The following is an 18,540-nucleotide window of genomic DNA, read 5'->3' on the forward strand; positions in this document are numbered from 1 at the left end:
ATGATCACTCCACCCCTATATTAAAGCTCTGTTCAATGTCGTCGCGGCTGTACACCTTGAAAGCCACCATCGTAGTTGTATGTATAATTGACGGGATTTGGGCTACTTTAGCAGTTACTACATTGGCAAGGTCATCGTATTCCTTAACCCGTACCAATGCTACCAAATCGAACTCGCCTGTAACCGAAAAAACTTCATATAGCCCGTCAATTTTCAGCAATTGCTGAGCGGTTTGCGGCACACTGCCCCGCTCTACATTTATCAAAATTAGCGCTTGTATCATATTATTATCCTCTTAAGTAAATTATTTGCGGGTAACTTCCCGGCTGATTTCCTCAGCTAATTCATGGCGGGCTGACGGTTCGCGCCAGTAACGACTTATTTGGGCGTACATTTCGGCGGCAGGACGATCATATAGGTCGGGAGTCATACGCCATTGGTAGCCCTGCGCCCGCTCTAAATCCTTACCCCGCAATAGCAAATCGGCAAAGTCTTGTGCGGTATTGCTGCCAGTTTCCAGTTTGAAAAATATCCCCTCATTGCCTTTTTCCTCGCACAGCCTAACGTCTGTTATATCATTCCAGTTCAATTCTACGCTTCCGAAATAGTGATTGTCGAAAAGGATGGATTCGGGCGAGAGGCGCGTGGATATGCGCTCCAGCAAACGGGCAAAGCCCCGCCGTGACATCATCATGCTCATCAAGAAGCACAACAGCCCCACAAGCGCAAAGCTCACCAAGCCACCTACCCAACCATCGTTACTCGAACCGGATAGCAAACCAAGTGTGGTATAGTATAAAAGCCCCCCGCCTAACAACACAAATACGGTGGCAGGGAGTACACGCGCCATCAATGCGAAACGACGGGTAAAACGATTATCCGGTTTTATGATCACTTCTGTGAATTACTCCTACTTTGTTTGGCGGCGCGCCAATGTTGCTCTAATTGCTCGTAAAGCGCGTGGGCGCGAATTTCAAATCCAGTCAGCTCTAGCACTACAAAGAGCGGACGGTCGGCAGCAGCACGCGCTTTGTATAAGGCGCTATTCGGGTAAAGTTGCATAACTGCCATAGGTGGAAAGTTACCCTCCTGCCACTCTAGCAACGCCACATCTCGCCATTGTACCGTTTCGTGCGGATAATTAAAGTAGCGCAGGGTGAGATTATCGGCTTCAAGCGTCAATTCCATTTCCGGACGCAACGGTTGTTTCGGGCGCAACGCCGAGTTGGTAGCGGTTATATAGCCCACCACGGTTAGCGCCACTATAATTCCCGCCAGTATAAATGTACTCAGCGTAGGAAATTTCCCATGCAACAGCCATGCAAAGAGCCAGTCTAAACCCGCCATGACCAGTGCGTTCTGTACCACTAGATACAGCAAAAACCACCAGCGAAAAGGTTGCGTTGCTTTTGTTGCAAGCGGTGGCGCAGGTTTTACCAGCAACACGGCTTCGTCCTAAGCATTCGGCACTTGTTGGTGTGCATGATAACTACTGCGCACCAGCGGACCACTCTCTACATATTTAAAGCCCAATGACAGCGCCACTTCTTTGAGTTCCTCAAATTCCGTTGGGGTATAATATCGCTCGACTGACAGATGCTTTGGCGAAGGACGCATGTATTGCCCTAGCGTCAGCACGTCACAATCCACCTCACGCAGGTCGCGCATAACTTCGACTAGTTCTTCTTTTGTCTCGCCCAATCCTACCATCATTCCAGTTTTGGTAATTACATTGTAGGATTGCCCCAAATCTTTGGCGCGTCGCAGCAATTCAAGGGTGCGAGGATAGCGGGCTTTGTGGCGTACATGGCGATAGAGACGCGGCACTGTTTCGGTGTTGTGATTAAGGATTTCGGGATGAGCATCCAACACCATTTTGAGGGCATCCCAATTCCCCACAAAATCGGGGATGAGCAATTCCACCCGGCAACCGGGTACTTCCTGATGAATCAGCCGTGTAACTTCGGCGTAAATATGCGCCCCACCTTCGGATAGGTCGTCCCGGTTCACGCTGGTAATTACTACATGCTTTAGTTCCAACGCTTTCACTGCCTCAACCACCTCGCGTGGTTCATTTTCATCAAGTGGCAAAGGCTTACCACTAATCACATCACAAAAACCGCAAGCGCGGGTGCAAATATTACCTAACATGAGAAAAGTGGCGGTGCGGTTTGTCCAACACTCGGTGATATTGGGGCAATTCGCCTCCTCGCAAACGGTATGCAAGCCTTTTTCACGCATCAAGCGTTTCAGAGCGAAATAGTTAGGGTCGCTCGGTAACTTTTTCTTGAGCCACTCCGGTCGTCTTTCACGTGGCAAATCTACCGGGTGCGGGGTCGCCTTCTGGTAAACTTCATCGCCTTTTACCAGCGGAATAATCTCTATGGTACGTCTAGGCATATATTACTTCCCTTGCAAAACTTCTAATTGCTTCAACCAGCGTTCTTTTAAAGGCGTAGGTGTATAAGTAAATTCTTGCTGTAAGACCTCGCCGCTTATCATAGTGGGGAATCCGGTTACCATCGCCTCACCCAATGTTATAGTAATATTGGGGTTTAACTGTTCAAGAAAGTGCTTGAGCATTCCAAGTTCCCATGTCTCTGCCGGAGTATTGTAAACTTCATGCTGAATTTCTTCGGCATTAACCAGTTTTTCCAACACCGCCGCCACCTCCTCGGCATGGACAAAGGGAAACCTCTGATCGGCTCTATACGGGATATGTACCACAACAGGTGTATTGGAAGCTGCCTTCCCGAAAAGCTCCGCGCGCCACGGTGACGAGGTGACAATCGAACCTGCTCCAAGCACCGTTGCGATTCGCAAAGCTACAAAGTTAAAGCCATACTGAGAGCTTAAGCTTTTACCCAACGTTTCTACATAATACTTGCACGCTCCGTAAACATCTTCAGGTAGAGTGAGATTGGACTCTGAAACCACCTGAGAAGGCGGATAAGAACCGTAAATACTGATAGAACTACCGTAAATAAAGCGCGGTATTTGATAATCTCGCGCCAGTTCCAGCAGGTGCAGGCTACCTAGAATATTAACCCTTGTAGCAGCTACCGGATTATTGCGGGAGGCTGAGTTAAGTAGGGAAGCCAGATGTATAATACAATTGAACTTGTTTTCCTGAAAAAGAGTAGTCAGGCTTGCCTTATCGCTGATATTACCCTGATAAAACGTTACCTCCCCTGCACGATCAGCATAAGGCGCTAAATCCAACGAAACAACAGCCAGACCGGAAGACAGCAAAGTTCGGCAAACCATTCTGCCGATAAAGCCTTCTCCACCGGTTACCAGTATCGTTTTTTGCATAACCGACCTCTTTTACCTGTAACAAAGGCAACTGTTTACGGGTCTAACCGTTAAGACTATGTTGATTGTCGAAAAATTATACAACTATTATATTGTGGTCGCAATTTCGGATTAATAGCTTGCCAGTGTTTCATTTTCATAATATGCTGAATTCAGACGTTCAATTAGCTTGCTTGTGAAGAAAGAAGGGTTTATTATGTCAAATCAACCGCCGCCCGGACAACCTCCATATGGTGGTCAACCACCTGACCAACCACCCTACGGAATGCCACCGCAAGGGCAACCACCTTATGGGGGACAGCCGCAAGGACAGCCACCTTACGGAATGCCACCGCAAGGGCAACCACCTTACGGAATGCCGCCGCAAGGACAACCACCTTATGGAATGCCACCGCAAGGGCAGCCGCAATATGGATATGGTGCACCACCACCGGGCTATTATCCAGCACCTCCTCCTCCGCAGAAGAAAGGCGGGTTGCCTTGGTGGGGTTGTCTGCTGATTATCCTGATTCCGGTGATAGCCATTGTCGCTTGTATAGCGGTATTTTTCTCGGCTACGCTTGGTACGCTATTTTTTGCCAAAGGTCAGGTTGAGGGGCGCATTGACCAGTATATGAAGGCTGCCGTTTCCGGCGATGTAAGCAAGATGTCCACTATTTCTGCCACTGTTGTATCCAGAGATGAGTTGGCAACTTTCGCAAATAATAGCACAGTGAAAAATTATGATAGTCTTCAGCTTGATTGGTATATTAGCGTAAATAGCACCGGCAATCTAGCTACAACCGAATTGCGCGGTAAGATGAAATTCAAGGATGGAAAATCCAGCACCTTCCAAGTTCTTCTAATACCCGAAGGAAACCAGAGCAAGTTGGAGGATTTCAAAATTTATGCGATCAACATTGACCCGCCCTCCTAGCGGTGCATTATCGCAATATTCGCAGCCTCTTCCCAAAGCTGGGAAGAGGCTTTTTTTCGACCAAATACCAATTGTATGTAGTGCAATATGCTGTCATAATTAAATTGAGAGTTTTATTTTGAGACCTTGTAGCTGTTGCTGCGTAGTTTATAAAGATGGCACATTCAAAATAATTAAGAACAGGCACAATGGAAATTCTCTTTTATAGCATACACGAAATCCCCTATGGCTGCTTTTCGAACTTCTCGCCGCATGGTTTTGAATTGAATGGGAAGTGGTGGAAAACCAGCGAACATTACTTTCAAGCGCAAAAATTCGCCGGAACACCCTACGAGGAAAAAGTGCGAATTGCTTACACCCCCAAAGATGCCGCCAACTTCGGACGGCGGCGCGATTTCCCCCTTCGCTCCGATTGGGAAGCTATAAAAGACGAGGTTATGCGAAAAGCAGTGCTGACTAAATTTGAAACACACGCCGATATTCGTGAGATTTTGCTTTCTACCGTTAACGCTACGCTGGTTGAAAATACAACTGGAGATTATTATTGGGGACGAGGTTCACGCGGCGATGGTAAAAATATGCTGGGTATTATTTTAATGGAAACACGCGAGATTTTAAGAAGCAAATCAAGGGGTTAAGTAGAAACAAAAGTGTGCTTGGCAGTGTCTGACTATAAACAAGCAATCTAATTATAAAATAAGAAAGAGCCGGAATGAAACTCGAAGAATTGACCGAAAAAGGGCAAGAAGCAATGGCAGCGGCGCATACCCTTGCCGAGCAGCGCAACAATAGCCAGCTTGAACCGGAACATTTGCTACTAGCATTGCTGGAACAATCCGATGGCATTACCACCCGTATCATTAGCAAGCTCAACGCAAATCCGGCGCGAATCAAGGTAAGGTTGGAAGGAGCGATGATGCGATTGCCCAAAGTTTTTATTGAAAAGCTAAATCCGGTTATTTCGCTTGCCACTAAGCGCGTGCTGACTCAGGCTAAGGATGAAGCCTCGCGCATGAAGGATGATTACGTCAGCACCGAACATTTGGCGATGGCGTTGGCTTCACCGCTGATTAATCATGAAGCGGGGCGTATTATGCGCGAGGAAGGGGTGAACCGTGACGCTATTTTTGGCATTCTGAGCAGCATTCGCGGACCTAAAGTTGAGCGCATTGTGGACAAAAACCCGGAAGCATCTTACCAAACCCTAGAACGATATGGGCGCGACCTCACCGAACGGGCTAAAAACGGCAAACTTGACCCAGTTATCGGGCGTGATGAGGAAATGCGACAGATAATTGAGGTGTTGAGCCGCCGTAGCAAAAATAACCCAGTGGTGGTAGGCGAACCCGGTGTGGGCAAAACCGCCATTGTGGAAGGACTGGCGCAGCGTATTGTGCGGGGCGATGTGCCAACTACGCTCAAGGATAAAAAGCTGATTTCGCTCGATTTAGGCTCTTTGGTAGCGGGAGCGCGTTATCGAGGCGAGTTCGAGGAGCGCATGCGGGCGGTACTGAAAGAGGTCGAGCAAGCCGATGGCAAAATCATCCTCTTTGTGGATGAGCTTCATATGATTATGGGCGCGGGCGGTAGCGGTGATGGCGGGATGGATGCCAGCCAAATGATTAAACCGGCGTTGAGCAGGGGTGAACTGCACTTGATTGGAGCAACCACGCTGGATGAATATCGCAAGAATATCGAGAAAGACCCCGCGTTAGAACGCCGCTTCCAGCCTATTCAGATAGACGAGCCGAGCATACAGGATAGTATCAGTATTTTGCGAGGCTTGCGGGACAAGTACGAAGTGCATCACGGCATAAAATTTACGGATTCGGCGCTGGTGGCGGCAGTAGAATTAAGCCAGCGGTATATTACCGACAAGTTTCTGCCGGATAAAGCCATTGACCTGATTGATGAAGCCGCTGCCCGCATGCGTACCGAAATTGATAGCTTGCCGGGTGAATTGGACGCAGTGCGCCGCGATAATACTCAGCTAGAAATGGAACGGGAAGCCTTAAAGAAGGAACTGGATACCGAAAGTGCCGAGCAACTGGTGGAAGTTGAGCAAAGATTGGCGAACCTGCGCGAGAAAGACCACCAACTAAGCCTGCAATGGGAAAACGAGAAACAGGCGATTGAGAAGATTCGCGAATTGAGCGAACAAATAGAACAGACTCGGCGCGAAGTAGAAGAAGCTCAACGCGAAACCGATTACGCCAAAGCCAGCGAGCTTAAATTCGGCAAACTCAGCACGCTCGAATGGCAACTTAAAGAACAGGAAGCCAAATTGATCGAGGTGCAACAGGGCAACGGCTTGTTAAGCGAAAACGTAGATGAGCAAGAAATCGCCGAAATTGTTTCGAGGCGCACCGGCATCCCGGTCAGCCGTATGATGGAAGGCGAAATCACCAAGCTTCTAAATATGGAAGAACGGTTGCGACAGCGCGTGGTAGGGCAGGAAGAGGCTTTGAAAGCGGTAGCGGATGCGATTCGCCGCGCTCGTGCCGGTTTGCAAGACCCCAATCGTCCGCTTGGCTCTTTTATGTTTCTTGGACCTACCGGCGTGGGTAAAACCGAACTAGCACGCGCCTTAGCAGAGTTCATGTTTGACGATCAGCATTCGATGGTACGCCTTGATATGAGTGAATATATGGAAAAGGCGGCAGTCGCCCGTCTGGTGGGTGCGCCTCCCGGTTATGTGGGCTACGAGGAAGGCGGGCAACTTACCGAGGCAGTACGCCGCAAACCCTATACTGTGGTGCTGTTTGACGAGGTGGAAAAGGCTCACCCGGATGTATTTAACATGCTGCTGCAAATTCTAGAAGACGGGCGACTTACCGATAGTCAGGGACGTACCGTGAATTTCAAGAATACGGTAATCATCCTAACCTCAAACCTCGGTAGCGACAGCATCATGGAAATGACCCAAAATGGCATCCCGGCTAATTCCAAAGAAATGCGCGAGGCGGTTATGATTGCGTTGCGTGGGCATTTCCGACCTGAGTTCCTGAACCGGATTGATGAAATTATTGTCTTCAAACCGCTTGGAAGAGAACAAATTAACATTATTATAGATATTCAGCTGAAAATGCTGCTGAAAAGATTGGCAACCCGCAAAATTAATCTGGAAATCTCGCCCGAAGCTCGCGAAATTCTGGTTGAAGTGGGTTATGACCCTGCATTCGGGGCACGTCCTTTGCGCCGCGCTATCCAACAATTGGTGTTAGACCCATTGGCGATAGAATTATTGGGCGGGCGTTTCAAGGATGGAGAAACTGTTCTGGTATTGGGGGACGAAAAAATCGGCGTTCCGATTGCCGAACGCACTTTGCGTTTTGCCAGCAAAAACAAGGAGGGATAAGTTATGAATCCGAATGGATTTAGCAAATGGCCCAATCCTGAAGAGTCCTATGTTGGGCGTGAGAGCGCACCTACACCGATGCCGGAGGGCTACTATTCCAACTCTGCGCCTGTAAATCGTCCAACCTATACTCCGCCACAGGTTGCTTACCCGACACCGCCGCAAGTTTACTACCAAAGAGCGGCTGATTATCACCGACCTGTTTATCCTACGCAGCGAATCAGACACGAGTATCGCTATTACTATCAGCGTTACAACCCGCATCCATCGTTAGCGGTGCGCCTGCTCTACTTTCTATTTATAGGTTGTTGGTTGGGATCAATTTGGTTGGCGTTGGCGATAACGATGTGCATTACTCTAATCGGATTGCCATTGGGCGTTGCGATGCTCTTTGTAACCCCTCGTCTATATTTTCTGTAAAGGGGATTTGGGGCAGGGGAGTTTAACCCCTGCCTCGCGAAAGATTCAGGCTCATCTGCTCTCCTTCAAAATCGGTAGCAAGATGAAAGGTCTGCCGATAGCGATAGCCATCTTCGGTGTTGAGCGAACGTTGCCCGGACAGCAGCACTTGCCCACTATCACCGATAAAATCGGGCGTGCCGGAATCTGCTGCGCCTTCTCCGCCTTTACGTAGTATTCGAGCAGAATTTGAGCCGGGACGACGATAATCTCCGCTCATATCAACCAGCGCCTGAATTAATTCAGCATCGTTAGAAACCGGTTCAGGCAAAAGCCATTCCAGCACTCGCTCGATTTTTTGCAAAAGGTCGGGTGGCAAGCGGTTATATTGAATCGGTTGGTAATTCGCGCGGGGTCGCACTAACTTATCCCACCAACCACGAGCCATATCCTTGAGTTTCAAATCTTCTTCGCGATTGCCTAAAAACCAACCCTTTGGTTGAATCGAGCTATGTTCACCCCACGGTGGGTCGTGCATATTTGAAACGAAATTCGGTCCGGTAGCACGCAAACCAATAGTTGGGTCACCTAGCATTACAAATTCGAGCAGGGTTTTGGCATCATCTCCGGTCAGGTTATGCCCTGCCGCAAGGCGAGCGCGGGTGTACTCGGTTTTGGCAGATTGCAACGCTTGCCCGAAAGAATAACCCTGCCGCAAAATTCCTTTCCAAAAATAATATGCCAGATGGCTGGCGCATGAAAGTTCAGGTCCTGCCGAACCATAGCTGATAACGGTGGAACTGACCACTGCCGCCGCGCCTCTCTCCAGAAAAGAAAGCGCAATACTATCGTTTACACCCTTGTTAATCAGGTTGCCACTGTAGCAAGCCTCTGAGAACACCACCGCCCCGGCAGCTTCGAGTTCCGAGGATAGGGAGGGGGTGTAAGCCAGAGGCAGCGAAGAGAGGGAGGGCATAATTCGACCACCCTGCGCTTGCCCGTACCAGTTCGGGTTATCGCGGAAACCATGCAGATTAAAGTGCAAAAGACGGGCTGAACGCAATAGATTAGGGTTTAACGAACCGGCATTGGTAGGAGGCGAAAGCGTAACCGGATAATCCGAGTTGATAAAGCTGCGTAAGGTATCGGTGCTGCGCTTCCAAGCTTCCGCGCTATAAAAGAAAGGCGACCAACGGGCGGCAGCATTCTTGTCCAGAAATTTCTCACCGGAAGCCGATTTGAACCATTTTTGCTCGAACTGCAAACCGTTTTCTATGGACTGCAAACCGGCACGAGCGCGAGCGGGCAAAATATTATCCATCACTCGAAGCGGTAAGGAAGGCGCAATTTTGGGAGCGATTAAATCGGCACGCTGACGAGCTACAACCTCACGCAAGCGGCGCAAGAAGAATGAAAGATCACCCCTACCATCATCCGGCAAACGTCCCACAATGCGTTCGGGTAAAAGGTAAGTGCTGTCCTGCGAACCATAGGGGTTATCGCTGAAAACTTCCCTATCAGAATCGAAACTTGGATTGGAAAGTTTCCAGAATGGAATTATATCCGGTCCACCAATGATGAAAACCACATTGATAGTCGAGGATTTAGCTTCACCCGGCAAGGCAGCGTTTATAAGGCTGCAAACCAGTTCGGGCTCGTGGGCGCGCACCGGGTCGAGGAAATCGAAACCGTTCTCGCGTAAAGAGTTGCCGCTATCCACCATGAGCAAGCGACTATCGAAACCGCGCCGACGCATAACCTGCACTAGTTCTTGCAGCATGTCTTTAATTTGGGCGTAGCCGTTTGTACCGTATTTGGAAAGCAAATTGCGTTCACTACTGACCAGCAAAACGGTAGTCTGTTCCAGTATTCCAGTTTTATGGTCACGGGGAAGCGCAAGGTTAAAGTCCGTTGCTTTTGCTGACCGTCCGCGTTTCTGGGTAGTTGCGCCACCCTTTGGGACTGCCACTACCGGTTCAGGCGGTTTTGGTTTCCCATATAGCAAGCTCTCCACCTCAGCCAGTTTTGCCGCAATTTCTCTGATGTCCGAACCAGAATCACCTTTTGGTTCTACCGCAGCACTCAGCGCATTCAAACCGATAACAGGCGCTTCATCCGCCTGTCGTAGGTTAAAGCCCACCTCACGCCGCGCGTCTTCTTGACGACGTGCAGTTCTCAGCAGGTCTTCCAACCAAATCGGATCAAGGGTTTCAAGTGAGATTCTTACCGGAATTGCGCTACCCTGTTCCATCGCCCCTCGCGGAACCCACAACCCTTCAGGCATGGTAAAGCCTGCCCCATCCAACATTTCGGTAGCACGTTCCAGAAAAGGATCGGCTTTCCAAACTGGCTCAAGTATCCGATTCAAGTTTTCATGATTCTTGCTCAGCGAACTGCGACCCAGAAAAGAGGTCAGGAACAAGCGAGGGAGAATTAGTTGAGGCTGTTCTAGTAATAATTCGCTGGCAAGCGCACTGGCACGTTTCTCTTCATCGTTCTGGCAAAAAGCCAGAAGTAGCCCGGTCTTAAGACTCAAAGGAGCAGATTGGTTATGAGCAAAACGGTTTAGCGCCTTCTCAAAGTACTGGATAGCCATCCAAGGCATGCGCCGACGCAAATATAGCCGCGCCAACCCACCCGCATCATCTTCAAAAAGATCGCCCGGTTCTGGTTCGGTGTTGCGCTCAACTGCCTTTAACCAGCGGCGCGCCGGGGCAAAAGCAGGATGGTCTGGAAGTTTCTCCAACCAGCGACGCAGCCACAAGTTATCCGGCGCAGATTGTACCGCCAGCCATAATTCTTCTCCGGCACGCTGGTGGTTAGCAGTACCGCTGCGCAGATAGAGCAATGCTGTTTCAAGTCGCATACGCCAGTTATCCGGGTCAGCGTCCAACACGCGCCTGAGATGAAAAGCAGCGCGGCGGGCGTTCTCCCCCGGAAGTGGTTCTATAGATAACGCCCGCCCCACCGCTACATGCAATGGTAACGCCTGTGGAAAATGCACCATCAACTGACGGGCAAGACTGGCAGCCTCCGAACTATGTCCCATACGTAACAGGAGGCTAACCAGTGTAATCCCATCAAATAAGTTGACTTCGAGTCTGAGCGCAGAACTTTGAGTCGCTGTCATTTTGTACCTGTATCCCGTTTACCCGGCTTGTATAGCTTCTTTTTCCAGCTTTTCGTTGCGGAACATATCAATGAACTGGTCGAAGAAAGGGATTTGCCGCAACTCCTCGTGTGCTTCGGCAAATTCAGGGTCTATTCGCAACGCCTTTGATGCCGCTCGTTTAGCCATAGTGTAGCGTTTCAAAAAGCGGTTCATACGAGCTTCGGCACAATGATAATGCGGGTTTTCAGGGTCAAGTCGGGTACACCACTCATAGTTGCGTAGCGCCCAATCCCAATTCTCATCCGCTTCATAAATCAAGCCGCGCTCGTAATAGGCTTCCGGCAAGTTATACGCAGAAATAACTGTTCCCACCAATGCCAGCGCTTTGCTGCGTTCGCCAAGGTAACAAGCCGCGCGTACTGCCGCCAACATATAGGTCGGTTTATCAGGGCGCAAAGCCGCCGCCTGTTCAAAGCACTCCAGCGCCTCTGGGATTTTCTCGATAAGCTCGTACTGACGCGCCAACAGATAATAAATTTCACCATTTTCAGGTTCAATTTCCAGTAAAGCTTCCAGAATCGGAATAGTACCCTGTCGCTTGATGCGGTTAGTCAAGCGGCAATAATGGAGCAAGTACCCTAACAGAAAATCCCGACTATATTGTCCGGTTTGAGGGGTGTCGTTAGCCTGCCAGTTTGTGTTGCGATCTGTGTTGCTGCTTGTAGCAAAATATTTCGCCAGATTAGATAAATCAAATGCCATAATTCTGTAAACTCCTCCGTTTTTCCTGCGCCGGACATGCGGCATGGTAGAAAGGAATAAGGTTTAAGGATGTAAACCTAAGCTACATAAATCTTCTCTATCCGAACAGATTGTGAGTCTACCCCCAAATGTCCCAGGAACCCGGTAAAGCTTATGAGGAACAACGAAGGTGAGTGAGCAAAAACACCTTCGTTGCAAATTAGGATGCTCGAACTGTTTCTAAAACGTCAGAAAGACCCCGCTCCATGGTTTGGAGTGCCCCTTCTAGGTCTTCCTCCATCTCTTGGAGATAAGCGAACTCTTGCAGAGAATGCGGGTCACCGGGGAAAGCTTCGACCGCTTCCTCTAGCAAAGTGCGTACATCCTCTATTGGACCACCCCGCAAGCGTTTGATACGAGCAAAATCAACTTTATAGTGCGGGTTGTTAGGCTGTAACTGGTTTGCATACTCGAAATAGCCCTGCGCATCATCATAACGTCCCAACTCACAGAGCAACCGCCCGATCAAGTAGTGCCACTCAGCCCCCACGCGCTCGCCTTTTTGATCTAGCACTTCGCGCGCCACCTGAATAGCCTGTTGCAACTCACCATTTGCGCCAAGCGCAATTGCCATGTTATAGCGATAATCTATATTCAGAGGGTCAAGGTTTACCGCTACCCGAAAACTCTCCAAAGCATGCAGATAAGCACGTTCTTGCAAATAGATTTCACCCAACTCAGCGTGCCAACGGTGCTGATTCGGCGCAAGTTGCACCGCATCCATGTACTCATTGGCAGCTTGAGGTAGTAGGTTCAGTTCCAGATATGCCCTTCCCAGATAATAGCGAAACTCAGGATTGGAAGGCTCTTTTTCGGCAGCCGCCTGCAATTTGTCAAGCGCTACATCTGCCATGCCGTTTTCTAGCAACACTGCCCCATGCTGATGCAACACATAATGATCGTCTGCCCCAAACTTCAGGGCATCTTCAACCAATTCACGCGCTTCGTGCAAACGGTTCATTTTGAGTAAGGCACGCGACATATTGGCGAGATAGCGCGGATGGTCGTTTGCCAAATGTTCGGCACGTCGGAAGAAGTTATACGCTTCGCTGTAACGCCCGGAGAGTAAGGCAATTTCACCCAGATCGTTCACCGATTGGTGGTCATCCGGCAGAGCTTCCAATAATTTCTGCAAGGTCTCACGCGCTTCTTCATTCTCGCCTAGTTTCAGGCAGGTGAAAGCATAAAAGCGCATATATTTTGCTTGGGGCGCATCCGCACTTTCGAAGGCAGCAGAGCGAGAAATTGCTTGTTCAAGCGCCTTTTTCATCTGACGATAATCGGTTATGGTCGAATATGACTGTGCCAAATCGTACCAGTAATTTGCCATCTCAGGGTCAAGCTGAGTAGCTTTGCTGAGGAAATCAATCGCCTGCTGACGGTAAGCTTCAGCCCTCCGCGAGTATTGACCCGGTGTTGTAGCAATGCGCAAGGCGGCTACTCCGGCATTGTAATGATAAATGGGGCTGTTCGGCTCAATCTGCAAAGCCTGTCGGAAGGCTTTGACACTATCTTCAAGTTTTTGCTGCTCAAGATAAGCCTCACCCATCTCATTATGCAGGGCAGGGTCTTGCGGGTTAAGTTGTAGCGCCTGACGGTAGTAATCGAGAGCTTCAGAGCCGCGCTCCAACTGCCGCATAATACGCGCCTGCAACGCCATAAAAGCATAGCCGGGAGAGCTAAACATTGCTTTCATACGCGCCTGAGCATGTTCCATTTGTTCAAGCGCAGTTTCGGCTTGATTCAAAGCAAGATATGAGCGCGCCATCAATATGTAGGCAAGCGGACCAACTATCTGTCCTTTGTTTAGTTTGAGATATAAATGCAAGCAATCAATCGCCCGTTCCTCACGTTCACCCATAGAAGCGGCGCGTGCTGCCAGCAACCAAGCATCCTCGCGGTGCTTGTAAAGTTTGATGGCTTGTTGGGCTGCGTTCCAAGCAGGATTGGGTCGCCCTAACCTCAAACTCGACTCCGCCAGTAATAGCGATGCCTCGTAATTATCAGGGTTTATTCTCAGCACATTTTGACAAGCAATTTCGGCAGTTTCGTAATTCTCGGTCAGGAACTCGGCTTGAGCCATGCCCATCAAATATTCTTCAGTTTGAGGGCTGAGCGCGGCTGCTTGACTCAAATGCTCCCGCGCTTTTTGCAACGAAGCCGGGTCGGGCGCATTACTCTCCTGCGCAGGAGTCCCATTCTTCGATTCGTTGGTATCCACACCGGGCAAAGTTCCGAACATTCCCGCTAAATCGGGGGGCAATATATTGGAAAGCTTCTGAGTCGAACCGAACGAGTCCAGATACAATTTGCCCAAAGCATGACGCGCGGCTGCATTGTGATCTTCCAGTGCCACTGCCTTTTCTAGAGCGTTACGAGCAGCATCAATCTTACCGGTGCGAATGAGCACTTCCCCGCTCTTCAACCACGCCTTGGCTTCTGTAGGGCTTAGTTCGGTAGCCTGCTTGTATTCGGCAGAGGCCTCCTGTAACCAGCCCAGTTCTTCAAATAAAGCTGCCAGTTCAAAGCGATAAGCCGGATTATCGGGTGCACTGAGAACCGCTTCCTGCAAAGGTTGCACTGCCGCAAAGCGATCACCCTCTCCAAGGAAGGTATCCGCCACCGCCATATGCAATTCTGGATTCCGGGAGTCTAGTTGCAGAGCGCGAGTATAAGCAGCGCGTGCCTCGCCAAAACGGGCTGCCTGACGATAAGCATGACCAAGGGCAGCATGATAGTCGCTTCGGTTCGCCATTTCAGGACTTGCGGCACGTTCTAAATGCTCAATTGCTCTTTGCGACTCGCCCTCACTTTTAAGATATGCTTGCCCCAAGCGGTAGAGATTTGAAGGAGTAGGACGAAGATCGGCGGCGCGTTTAAAGCTCAGCAGCGAATCGCGGCTCAGATTCAGCAATTCCTGTACCTCACCTAAGGAGGAATGAGCTTTTGCACTATCAGGATTGAGACTGATAATCGCATCGAGTTCGGTATGCGCTTGTTCCAGTTTACCTAATTCCAGTAGAGCGCGGGCGTAATCCATGCGATAAGCAGCTTCGAGCGCGGCGCTTTCATCTTCGAAATTCCCCTCATCATCATAATAAATATCTTCCAAGCGACGAGGAGCATCTTCAGTTTCGGCATGTTGGCGCAGTTCAATGGCAAGACGGAAAAAGCCAGCCGCTTCCAGTTGGCGATTTTCAGCCATTGCGCGTTCCCCCTCTTCATAACGAAGCGCCGCCTGTAAAGCTAGAGGCAACTGATTGCGTTCGTTCAGGGGTTCAAAATAGCGTTCCATTTGGTCGAAAGCGCGGGCTTTACGGGCAAGGCGAGCTGCCACCAGATAATAGCCCGGATTTTCGGGAGCTTTAACCGCTAACGCTGCCTCAGATCGCGCCTTTTCAATTTCGCCTGAACGCTCTGCCAAACACGCTGCCAGCAAATGCGCTTGTGCCATTTCCGGGGCAAGTTTCAATAAACGTTGTACCATCTCGGCGGATTGGTTACGATATTCAAGGCGATAAGCAAGCAGAGCAGCACGTGCTAGATAAACAGAATTGTTTGGCGCGTACTTCAACGCCTTCTGGTACAAATTCAGCGTAGTTAATAACGTAGGTGTATCGAGCTTGCGACTCGCCAATTGCAATTCTGCCATCTCGGCGTAAATTTCGGGCATGTCAGGCGCAAGGTCGCGGGCAGCATTCAACTCATTCTGGGCACGCTCAAAATCGCCACCGATGAGCCAACCCTTTGCCAGCGAGAGACGATATTCGGCATTATTCGGAACGTCCGCTGCCGCCACTCGCAAGAAGGGCAAAGCTTCGCGCAAATTCTGTTGTTCCAGCATACTCTTGCCAAGTTGGTGGTGAATAGCCGCGCGGCGTTGCGGTAAATCCGCGCTATTATTCTTCTCTTTCTCTGCCAACAAAGCGCGCAGCATCTTCTGTGCCTGCGTATGTTGCCCCTGTTCGCGCAAGGCAATTGCTTGCCGGAAAGGCAATTCAAAGACAAGCTCTTGCGGCTGAGAAAATAGGGTGAGCAGCGATAAGGGCGGGGCGACTTTATTCAATTGCGCTATCCCCTGCCCAAAGTAATCGGCGGCATCACGGTAGCGTTTCTGCTCTAATGCCAACAACCCTTTTTCATGCAAGATTTCAGGCGTATTAGATTTTACATCTGCCAGCACTTCCTGAGCCTCTAGGTGCTGCCCTTCCTGACGCATACGGCGCGACAAGTGCAAAACTGCTACGTGTCCCACCGGAGCATGTTCGTCGGTTAAAGCTAAATTAATGCTTTTGCGATAACTTTCTGCTGCAAGTAGCATATAACCACCTGCTTCCGTCACAACCCCAGAAATCAGATGCAACAAAGGGTTAGCCGGTTCAAGTTCGGTAGCTCGGAATAGGGCAGAAGAAGCTTCGGCATAATTACCAAGATTGTATTCAGCCGCCGCCAGATAGATTAAGGTTTCTGGATTAAGCCGTCCCATCTCGGATTTAAGCTCGCTCAATCCTTTACTACAGGCTTCACGCGCTTCAGCGGCTTTGCCCAATTTCAAGGCAGCTAGACCCAACAGGGTGAAATATTCCGGTTCAACATCTTCTTTATCTACGGCTGCCTGCAAATACTGAAAGGCTTCGTCATAGCGACCTTCCGCCAGCCATGCGCGACCCATCTCATAGAGATACCGCGAGGAAGTGCCGTTCAACTCGATTGCACGCTTGAAATGGTTGAGTGCGCTTGTGGTATCACCACGTTCCAGTTGAAGCTTACCTAAATCACAATAGGCTTCTGCAAAATCGGGGGATTCGAGTATAAGTTCAGTGAGTTCTTGCTCAGCGCGATCATTTTTGCCGAGTTTCGCCAAGATTTGCGCCATGTTGTGACGGTAAACAGCGGCGCGTTGCGGGCGATTTCCCTTAAATCCGGCACGTTTGGCATAAACCAACGCTTCTTCATGATTGCCCTGATCGCGATAAAGCAGAGCAGTTTGGTGGTCAATTTCAGCCTGATATTCCTGAAGATTACGCCGCATTTCCTCTAGGCGATTGGTAGCCTGCTCGGTACAACCACCTTTGGATAACAACCGCACCGCGCCTAATTCGCCTTCAAGCGCAGGTACGCTACCCGGACGGGACAGTTTCATAAAGGTATCCAGCGCTTCTTCGCGCTTGCCCAATTGTTCCTTAACACGAGCAAGATTCAGGTGCAAAGTATCATCGGCATGCCCGTCTTGGAGTAGTAATTCAAGGGCTTTTTCGGCAATACGCAAACGTTGGTGAGAAGGGTTAGCTTCGTTTATGGTTGCAAAAGAGCGCAATAATTCGGGCGCTTCGGTACTTTTACGGGTAAGATACTCACCAAAACGCTCCAATAAATCGGGGTCGGATTGACCAGCGCCGAACGCCATATTGAGGCGTTCAGAATCCGGCTTATTTCCCAATATAGCATCGAACAGATTATGCCGTTCATCCGCTCTGGTAAGACTGTAGAGCAAGCGGGTCAACTTTGCAGCTTCGTTCTTGTCGAGTCCTGACAAAACTCTTTCAAGGGTAGCGGGCAAAGCTTCGTGGCTGGCAGCAAGGCTATACCATGCGCCCAACGCAATTTTAAGGGACGGTTCAAGCAAGCGAGTCCAACCGGCAACCGGATGCTTCTCGAAAATGCCGAGGTTCAGCATTCTATCCAGCCATTCCGGTTCTATCTCTTTGCTATGCCCATCGGCAAAGCCTAGCCAACGCAACAATCCGGTTGCCCATTCGCTTTTCCCATCGAAAATCGTGTTCAGGAGTGATTGGAGTAACGACCTTAAATTTGCGAAAGCCGGAATCGATTCAAGTGTGGAACGCAATAGCGCCGGATTGGTGAATAGCGACATCAGCCCGGATTGTTCAAGGATTTTCGCATCTGTGTCGCTCAGACGTGGAATCAACACTTTGCGGACTTGTTCGAGAGCTAACCCAATAACACCAAAAAAGTTCCATTGCTGTTCTTCACGGAACCAAGGATGGTATAGCGCAAAGCTAAGATAGCGGCAAGTAATAATTACTCGTGCATCTGGAGCTTCATCACGACACCAGCGGTTTAGCGCATACATAAAGGCAGGCGCAACAGCCGGTTCCAGGAGGTCGAGGCTATCAATCAGCAATAAGGGGGTAGTTTGCTTGAACAGGGTTGCGGGGGCAGCAGCAGAACCGGCACGCGCCAAAGCAACCTGTAATGAACTCTGGAAAACATCCTGTTGTTTTGTGCCTTTTTCCAACTCTAGATAAATTGGGAGTAGCGGGGCAGGATTGGGTGAGGTAGCCCTTGCAAGCTGTGCCTGTTTTACCCAGAAATCGCGAAGCATAGTAGATTTACCGCTACCGGGGCGACCCAGCAAAACCACGCGGCGATTATTTCGGGCAATTTCGTCCAGCGCCAAGCCGGGTTTAGCAACAACCGAAGCCAGCAAGCGATCAAACTGGGCAACGAAATCGCCGCTTTCTTCCGGGTTCAGGTTGAAGGCAAATAGTTCGTAGCTCGCGGCAGTCTGTTGGTTGCCACTAGCAACTGTTCCTTCAACCGACCGGTAATAACTTTCCAGCCAACCGGTTATATCCATTTCGCTCTTTTGCTCTTTATTATCCGGAGATGCCATGT

At 49.8% G+C, this 18,540-nt stretch carries 12 protein-coding genes; 4 read left to right on the forward strand and 8 right to left on the reverse strand.

Annotated features, from left to right (window positions below; genetic code table 11):
- Positions 1 to 4: 4 nt before the first annotated feature.
- The 5 genes from OZ401_RS14605 to OZ401_RS14625 are packed head-to-tail and all read right to left on the reverse strand — an operon-like array spanning position 5 to position 3,315.
- Positions 5 to 283 carry an Lrp/AsnC family transcriptional regulator gene (locus OZ401_RS14605; protein ID WP_341471200.1) on the reverse strand — a complete coding sequence of 93 codons (279 nt, stop codon included), beginning with the start codon at positions 281 to 283 and terminating at the stop codon, positions 5 to 7.
- Between the two features lie 21 nt (positions 284 to 304).
- Complete coding sequence (locus tag OZ401_RS14610) at positions 305 to 895, reverse strand: hypothetical protein (RefSeq protein ID WP_341471201.1); 591 nt, start codon at positions 893 to 895, stop codon at positions 305 to 307.
- The gene (locus OZ401_RS14615) at positions 892 to 1,446 is read right to left on the reverse strand and encodes a hypothetical protein (RefSeq protein ID WP_341471202.1); all 555 of its coding nucleotides are present in this window, start codon (positions 1,444 to 1,446) and stop codon (positions 892 to 894) included. The genes OZ401_RS14610 and OZ401_RS14615 overlap by 4 nt, the downstream gene beginning before the upstream one ends.
- 9 nt (positions 1,447 to 1,455) lie before the next feature.
- Complete coding sequence (gene lipA / locus OZ401_RS14620; protein WP_341471203.1) at positions 1,456 to 2,400, reverse strand: lipoyl synthase; 945 nt, start codon at positions 2,398 to 2,400, stop codon at positions 1,456 to 1,458.
- 3 nt (positions 2,401 to 2,403) lie between these two features.
- A complete protein-coding gene (locus OZ401_RS14625) occupies positions 2,404 to 3,315 on the reverse strand; it encodes an NAD-dependent epimerase/dehydratase family protein (protein WP_341471204.1) in 912 nt (303 codons plus the stop codon).
- A gap of 196 nt (positions 3,316 to 3,511) precedes the next feature.
- Between OZ401_RS14625 and OZ401_RS14630 the strand changes: the two genes are divergently transcribed.
- The 4 genes from OZ401_RS14630 to OZ401_RS14645 all read left to right on the forward strand — a co-directional run bounded on the left by OZ401_RS14630 (position 3,512) and on the right by OZ401_RS14645 (position 8,009).
- A complete protein-coding gene (locus tag OZ401_RS14630) occupies positions 3,512 to 4,231 on the forward strand; it encodes a hypothetical protein (RefSeq protein ID WP_341471205.1) in 720 nt (239 codons plus the stop codon).
- Between the two features lie 188 nt (positions 4,232 to 4,419).
- Entirely contained in the window at positions 4,420 to 4,869 is a 450-nt protein-coding gene (ybiA, locus tag OZ401_RS14635; RefSeq protein WP_341471206.1) for a riboflavin biosynthesis intermediates N-glycosidase, read from the forward strand.
- A gap of 74 nt (positions 4,870 to 4,943) precedes the next feature.
- Positions 4,944 to 7,589, forward strand: a complete 2,646-nt coding sequence (gene clpB, locus OZ401_RS14640; protein WP_341471207.1) for an ATP-dependent chaperone ClpB — start codon at positions 4,944 to 4,946, stop codon at positions 7,587 to 7,589.
- Positions 7,590 to 7,592: 3 nt separating this feature from the next.
- Positions 7,593 to 8,009, forward strand: a complete 417-nt coding sequence (locus OZ401_RS14645; RefSeq protein ID WP_341471208.1) for a YccF domain-containing protein — start codon at positions 7,593 to 7,595, stop codon at positions 8,007 to 8,009.
- Positions 8,010 to 8,031: 22 nt separating this feature from the next.
- Here OZ401_RS14645 and OZ401_RS14650 read toward each other — a convergent pair whose 3' ends face one another.
- The 3 genes from OZ401_RS14650 to OZ401_RS14660 all read right to left on the reverse strand — a co-directional run bounded on the left by OZ401_RS14650 (position 8,032) and on the right by OZ401_RS14660 (position 18,538).
- Positions 8,032 to 11,118: a hypothetical protein gene (locus OZ401_RS14650; protein WP_341471209.1), complete on the reverse strand. Its 3,087-nt coding sequence runs from the start codon at positions 11,116 to 11,118 to the stop codon at positions 8,032 to 8,034.
- 18 nt (positions 11,119 to 11,136) lie between these two features.
- Positions 11,137 to 11,862, reverse strand: coding sequence for a tetratricopeptide repeat protein (locus tag OZ401_RS14655; protein ID WP_341471210.1), 726 nt, complete (start codon positions 11,860 to 11,862; stop codon positions 11,137 to 11,139).
- A 199-nt stretch (positions 11,863 to 12,061) separates the two neighbouring features.
- Complete coding sequence (locus tag OZ401_RS14660) at positions 12,062 to 18,538, reverse strand: tetratricopeptide repeat protein (RefSeq protein WP_341471211.1); 6,477 nt, start codon at positions 18,536 to 18,538, stop codon at positions 12,062 to 12,064.
- Positions 18,539 to 18,540 lie beyond the last annotated feature (2 nt).

Origin of the sequence: Candidatus Chlorohelix allophototropha (genome assembly GCF_030389965.1) — a bacterium.
Classification (GTDB): Bacteria; Chloroflexota; Chloroflexia; order Chloroheliales; family Chloroheliaceae; genus Chlorohelix; species Chlorohelix allophototropha.

Excerpts from the sequence above, each read along its gene's own strand:
- OZ401_RS14630 (WP_341471205.1), top strand. The coding sequence starts at position 3,512 with ATGTCAAATCAACCGCCGCCCGGACAACCTCCATATGGTGGTCAACCA.
- OZ401_RS14625 (WP_341471204.1), bottom strand. The coding sequence starts at position 3,315 with ATGCAAAAAACGATACTGGTAACCGGTGGAGAAGGCTTTATCGGCAGA.
- lipA (WP_341471203.1), bottom strand. The coding sequence starts at position 2,400 with ATGCCTAGACGTACCATAGAGATTATTCCGCTGGTAAAAGGCGATGAA.
- OZ401_RS14605 (WP_341471200.1), bottom strand. The coding sequence starts at position 283 with ATGATACAAGCGCTAATTTTGATAAATGTAGAGCGGGGCAGTGTGCCG.
- clpB (WP_341471207.1), top strand. The coding sequence starts at position 4,944 with ATGAAACTCGAAGAATTGACCGAAAAAGGGCAAGAAGCAATGGCAGCG.
- OZ401_RS14645 (WP_341471208.1), top strand. The coding sequence starts at position 7,593 with ATGAATCCGAATGGATTTAGCAAATGGCCCAATCCTGAAGAGTCCTAT.
- OZ401_RS14655 (WP_341471210.1), bottom strand. The coding sequence starts at position 11,862 with ATGGCATTTGATTTATCTAATCTGGCGAAATATTTTGCTACAAGCAGC.
- ybiA (WP_341471206.1), top strand. The coding sequence starts at position 4,420 with ATGGAAATTCTCTTTTATAGCATACACGAAATCCCCTATGGCTGCTTT.
- OZ401_RS14660 (WP_341471211.1), bottom strand. The coding sequence starts at position 18,538 with ATGGCATCTCCGGATAATAAAGAGCAAAAGAGCGAAATGGATATAACC.
- OZ401_RS14650 (WP_341471209.1), bottom strand. The coding sequence starts at position 11,118 with ATGACAGCGACTCAAAGTTCTGCGCTCAGACTCGAAGTCAACTTATTT.